Raw genomic sequence first — 4,474 nt, forward strand, 5'->3', positions numbered from 1 at the left:
CACTTTGCTTGGATACTGGGTTGAAGAGACGCTCGGTAACCAAAAGCAGCACAATGGCATTGGTATCAAAGTGAATCGTGCAGCTCGAATTGGTTCGCGCGCGCCTGTTGTCGAGGGTGTCACGGGTTGGATCAGAAGCGCCACCCGAGCCCCTGATAAGCCCGGCGGATCCTTAACTTTTCTACAGAAGAAGCAAAATCACAAGGAATCAATGAGCACGGCAAAGAGACGCCCGAAAACGGACGTCTCTTTGTGAAAAAGTGGGGTTTATCGATGCGGATTGCTACTTGGCGGAAAGCCCTTCGCGGATGTCTTCAAGGGCGGCGGCAAGCAGCTCTAGGTACCCTTTCCAAAATTCGATGGCGCACCGTTCTTCGACCTGTTTTTGGAATCGGAAGAACCACGATAAGATGAAGCGGTCTTCGAAGTCGACGATGCGCTTTGCAAGCTCGTCAGTACCTTCTTCAGCGAACCTTTTGACGAGATGAGCCATAAACTCAAGTTCAACGCCGATATAGTCGAGCCTGTTTAGATGGTTACCGCTGACTCCAAGGCCTTCTTCGACATAGAGCGAATTGATGGCGAGCATCAGCTCTACGCCCGTTCCGTCGTCAGCCAGCCACGCGCCCGCATAGGGCGGTCGCGGACCGTGGGCTGGGTTCATGCCGCGAAACGCCAAGGTCCAGTCGACTGCGAGATCCTGAACAAGCTCCTCGATCGAATCTTTGGCATGCTTTGTCAGATAGGCTTTCATGCGCGCACAGCCGGGGGCCTCGCTGTCAAGGGCGCTCACTGTTTTCACCAGTGAGGGCACCCATGTTTTGTCGGGTACCACGTTTACAATCTGCGCCAACATGACCAGCATGTCAGACGCTTCGCCCCAGGACACGGCCCGTGCCCTGCTTTCTTTGAACTGTTCTGTGTTCATGGTCTTACTCATGGTTATAACTCCTTGCTGTTAGCGTACGTCGCCCTTGAAAATGAAATCGCGGATGACGATGAAGGCGAGCACGGCTAGAGCCAAAGCACCGACGGTGATGCATACTTCGATGAGGCTTGGCACATACAGCATGGTATCGAAGGATTCGGCAACAGAGCCGATATGGTGGTAGGCTAGACCCGTTTCGGCCTCGCCGGCCAGCACAAACCAAAGCTTATGGCACGCCAATCCCACAAAGGTACAAATTGCTGCAGGAATCACGTGATTGGTCTTCACGATCAGGAACAGGGGCACAACAATGCCCACCACGATCTGAATCCAGAAATAGGGCGCGAAAGGTCCCGTCACGATGGCCATCATCATACCGCGAGAAAGATCGGTGCCGGAAATAAGGCCGGTAACGACCTCGGCCAACACGATGGCGCTCACTGCCAGCAGCCCCGCTATGAACAGGTTTTTGTGGCGAGGTGCGATGGCCGCCAGAAGTGCTGTGCCACCCGTAAAAGCGGCCACCAGAAAGGATGCCACGCTCATGCCGGAAGCCCACAGCGCATGGGACGTGTTGTTGGCCATCATGATGCCTTCAATAACAATAACGGTCAAAGCGGTAATCATGGCAATGGTGCCGATAAGCTTGTTGCTCGACCCTTTTGCCAACATCACCAGATAGACGATGCCGACGATGACGCAAAACAGAACCGCCCAGAAATCCAACACCGTAAACGAGGTGAGGTTGAGCGACGTGATAAGACTAAAAAATGCGCAGGGGTTTCCCAAATCCATGATGATCAGGATGCCGGCGGCGGCCATGGCTGGGGCAGCGAACATCATCGCGAGCTTGCGTTCGCCCCGGTCCATGACAGAACCTTTAAACTCGGCGAAACCACACAGAGCCATCAGGCCAGCCGCGCAGGCCATCATGGCATAAAATATGGCGACGGAAAATCCCCAAATATAGGTGTCGGTTAAAGCGGTTATTTGCATGCCTTGGGTTACTTGCATAATCCACGCGCCAAGGCCTACGCATGTGAGCACGGCCGCAACAATCAACGGTACCCTGCTTTGTTTGCTAGCTTCGTTGGTCATGATCCCTCCTTAGCGAGGAAGATAGTAGACGTTTGGTTCGGTACGCTGATCGGGGCGCGGCACGTAGGCGCCACTCACGAGGTGCTGTTGCATTTCGTTGGTGTCCATGTCGCCGAATATACGCGCTTGCGTCGGGCAGGCCTGTGCGCAAGCTGGCAGCGGATTGCCCTCGTCGATGCGGTCGGCGCAGAAAATGCACTTAGTAACCGTACCCTTCTTAAACTTGCCCGTGTAGGCCTGTTCGTAGGGATTGGCTTCTTTCAGCTCGGGGAAGTACGTGGCTTTATCGCCGAAGTTGAAGGTGCGGGCTCCGTAAGGGCAGGCGGCGATGCAGTAGCGACAGCCGATGCACTTATCGGTGTCAACCATGACAATGCCGTCTTCGCGCTTGTATGTGGCGCCGGTCGGGCACACGTTTACGCACACGGCGTTTTCGCAGTGGTTGCACAGCGTGGGCATATGCTTGCGGTACGCCTTGGGATATTCGCCTTCTTCAGTCGTGGTAACTTTGCACCAGAAGGTACCTTGCGGGGTAGCGTTTTTCTGCTTGCAGGCAACGGTGCATGCGTTGCAGCCTATGCAGCGCTCGAGGTCGATGACCATTCCATAACGCATGGCTTATTCCGCCTTTCTGATTTTGACGCGGGTAGAAATGGAAATAGAGCCGCTGACGGTAAAGTAGTTGCCGCCCTGGGCGCTAAGCAGTTGGTTGTAGGTCGTGCCGCGCCGCGATGCCGGGTTCAAAAACTTGGACACATGGCCGCCTTGCGCAGGGAAACCGAGGCAATCTTCGCGGATCAGGCCAGTCACCTTAATCGTGCCTTCGGCCGTGCCGCCAAACTGGGATTCAACGATCACTTTGTCGCCAGACGCCAGCTTGCGCGCCTTGGCGGCAAGGGGGTTTATCTGGATACATAAGTCGTCAAACTCGTGATTTTCAACAACTTCACGCAGCCACACGTTGTTGTCGGCTCCGCCCAGGCCAAGAATGCGAGGCGAGATTTTCCAGTTCACGCAAAACATATCAAACTCGTCTTTGCCCACTTCGGTAAGGAAGTTGTCATGCCATGCAGGAACGGGGGTGTACTCGGCGTACACTTCATCCATTTTGCCTTCCCAGCCCGGCTGTTCAACGCCCCATTTCTCGCAGTTTGCCTTCAGATGGCGACCCACAATGAAGTCGCGGTGGTCATAGACCGGAAGGCGCCCTGCTCCTTGGATGCAATAGTCGTAGCAGTCTTCAATATCTCGTGTGAAGGTCCAAAAACCATGTTCACGGAACCAGTCCAGACCCTTGGCGTCGTCGCCGGCCGTCACTTTCAGGTAGCGCTCAATGACTTCGGCGTAGGTGTACTTTTTGGTGGGATCGAGTTGGTACGGAGTTTTCATCAGGCCGAAGAAGCCGGAAACAACCATGTTCAGTTTCGGGCCCTTCTTAAGGCGGTAGGCCAATTCCATGACGAACTCTTCAAACTGCACAGTGTTGTAGAGGTGCTCGACGGGGCTTTCCTTGTAGTTCACGCCACCCACGCGCAGTGAATCGAGACCGACGGTCATGATTTCTTCTATGGGGTGGATCTGCTGGCGCTCTAGCGAAGAATGTTCCGGCAAGATGACGTCGCAGAACAGCGAGCACTCGTCCATCAATAGTCCCGTAGTGAAGATGAAAGGAACTTTTTTGTATGCCTGCACAAACATATCGCGGTCGGAGTCTGCCATAAAGCCATTGGATCCGATGGGGAACAGCACGTCAATATCGTAGTCGACAAAATATTTCTCAGGATCAACGATAGCGCCCATGGCGGTGGTGAGTACGGGGAATCGAGCCAGAGCCGAAAACTGCTTGCCCGTCATATCGTTGAACGGGATGGTGAAGCTTGCGTCGTATTTTTCCATATACGGGGCAAGTTTCTCGGGCAGGATAACGCCGTCTTCGATTTCGAATTTAGGATGTTCGACATGAATCATCGAGCCGGGAACGCCCAAAGCACCCACCAGCATGTTCACGGTGTCGGCCACGATGTAGGTGCGCTGGCCCTGCATCGTGTTGGCCGATCCACGACCGGTGGCGAGGCATACGGGGCGGTAGGGAAGTTCCACGCCATCGAGCGTGATAGTGGAGCCGATGCGGGCTTCTTTTGCGAACTCGGTAGTTACGCGGCGGATGTCCTCAGCCGAAATGCCCGTTTTCTCTGCCGCCCATTCCGGAGTGGAATCCTTGACGGACGCTTTGATTTTTTCGAAAGCAGTTTCTACGGGCACGCCGTTTACTTCGTATGCGCCCTCAAGAGCCAGCGTGGTAAACGTGGCGTCGTAATCTTTCGCCACACCCTCGCCCGCATCCCACATCATGGGCTTGCCGGTTGCGGGGTTGCGGTAGTAATCCATGTCCTTTTGGACGAGGTAGGGCAGATTGGTGCGTTCTAGCAGGTACTTCTTGTCGTAGAC

The 4,474-nt window shown here is 54.7% G+C and carries 5 protein-coding genes; 1 reads left to right on the top strand and 4 read right to left on the bottom strand.

What is annotated here, in order from left to right; genetic code table 11:
* On the top strand, positions 1-256 hold a 256-nt coding region (locus tag RR842_RS12140), incomplete at its 5' end, for a hypothetical protein (RefSeq protein WP_332729899.1).
* 27 nt (positions 257-283) lie between these two features.
* Here RR842_RS12140 and RR842_RS12145 read toward each other — a convergent pair.
* The 4 genes from RR842_RS12145 to RR842_RS12160 all read right to left on the bottom strand — a co-directional run.
* A complete protein-coding gene (locus RR842_RS12145; protein ID WP_332729901.1) occupies positions 284-940 on the bottom strand; it encodes a molecular chaperone TorD family protein in 657 nt (218 codons plus the stop codon).
* Between the two features lie 18 nt (positions 941-958).
* On the bottom strand, positions 959-2,026 hold the full coding sequence (gene nrfD / locus RR842_RS12150) for an NrfD/PsrC family molybdoenzyme membrane anchor subunit (RefSeq protein WP_332729902.1): 1,068 nt from the start codon (positions 2,024-2,026) through the stop codon (positions 959-961).
* A gap of 9 nt (positions 2,027-2,035) precedes the next feature.
* A complete protein-coding gene (locus RR842_RS12155) occupies positions 2,036-2,641 on the bottom strand; it encodes a 4Fe-4S dicluster domain-containing protein (RefSeq protein ID WP_332729903.1) in 606 nt (201 codons plus the stop codon).
* A 3-nt stretch (positions 2,642-2,644) separates the two neighbouring features.
* The coding region (locus RR842_RS12160; RefSeq protein ID WP_332729904.1) for a molybdopterin dinucleotide binding domain-containing protein at positions 2,645-4,474 on the bottom strand (1,830 nt) is incomplete at its 5' end.

Origin of the sequence: Gordonibacter sp., assembly GCF_036667095.1 — a bacterium.
In the GTDB taxonomy this organism is placed as follows: domain Bacteria; phylum Actinomycetota; class Coriobacteriia; order Coriobacteriales; family Eggerthellaceae; genus Gordonibacter.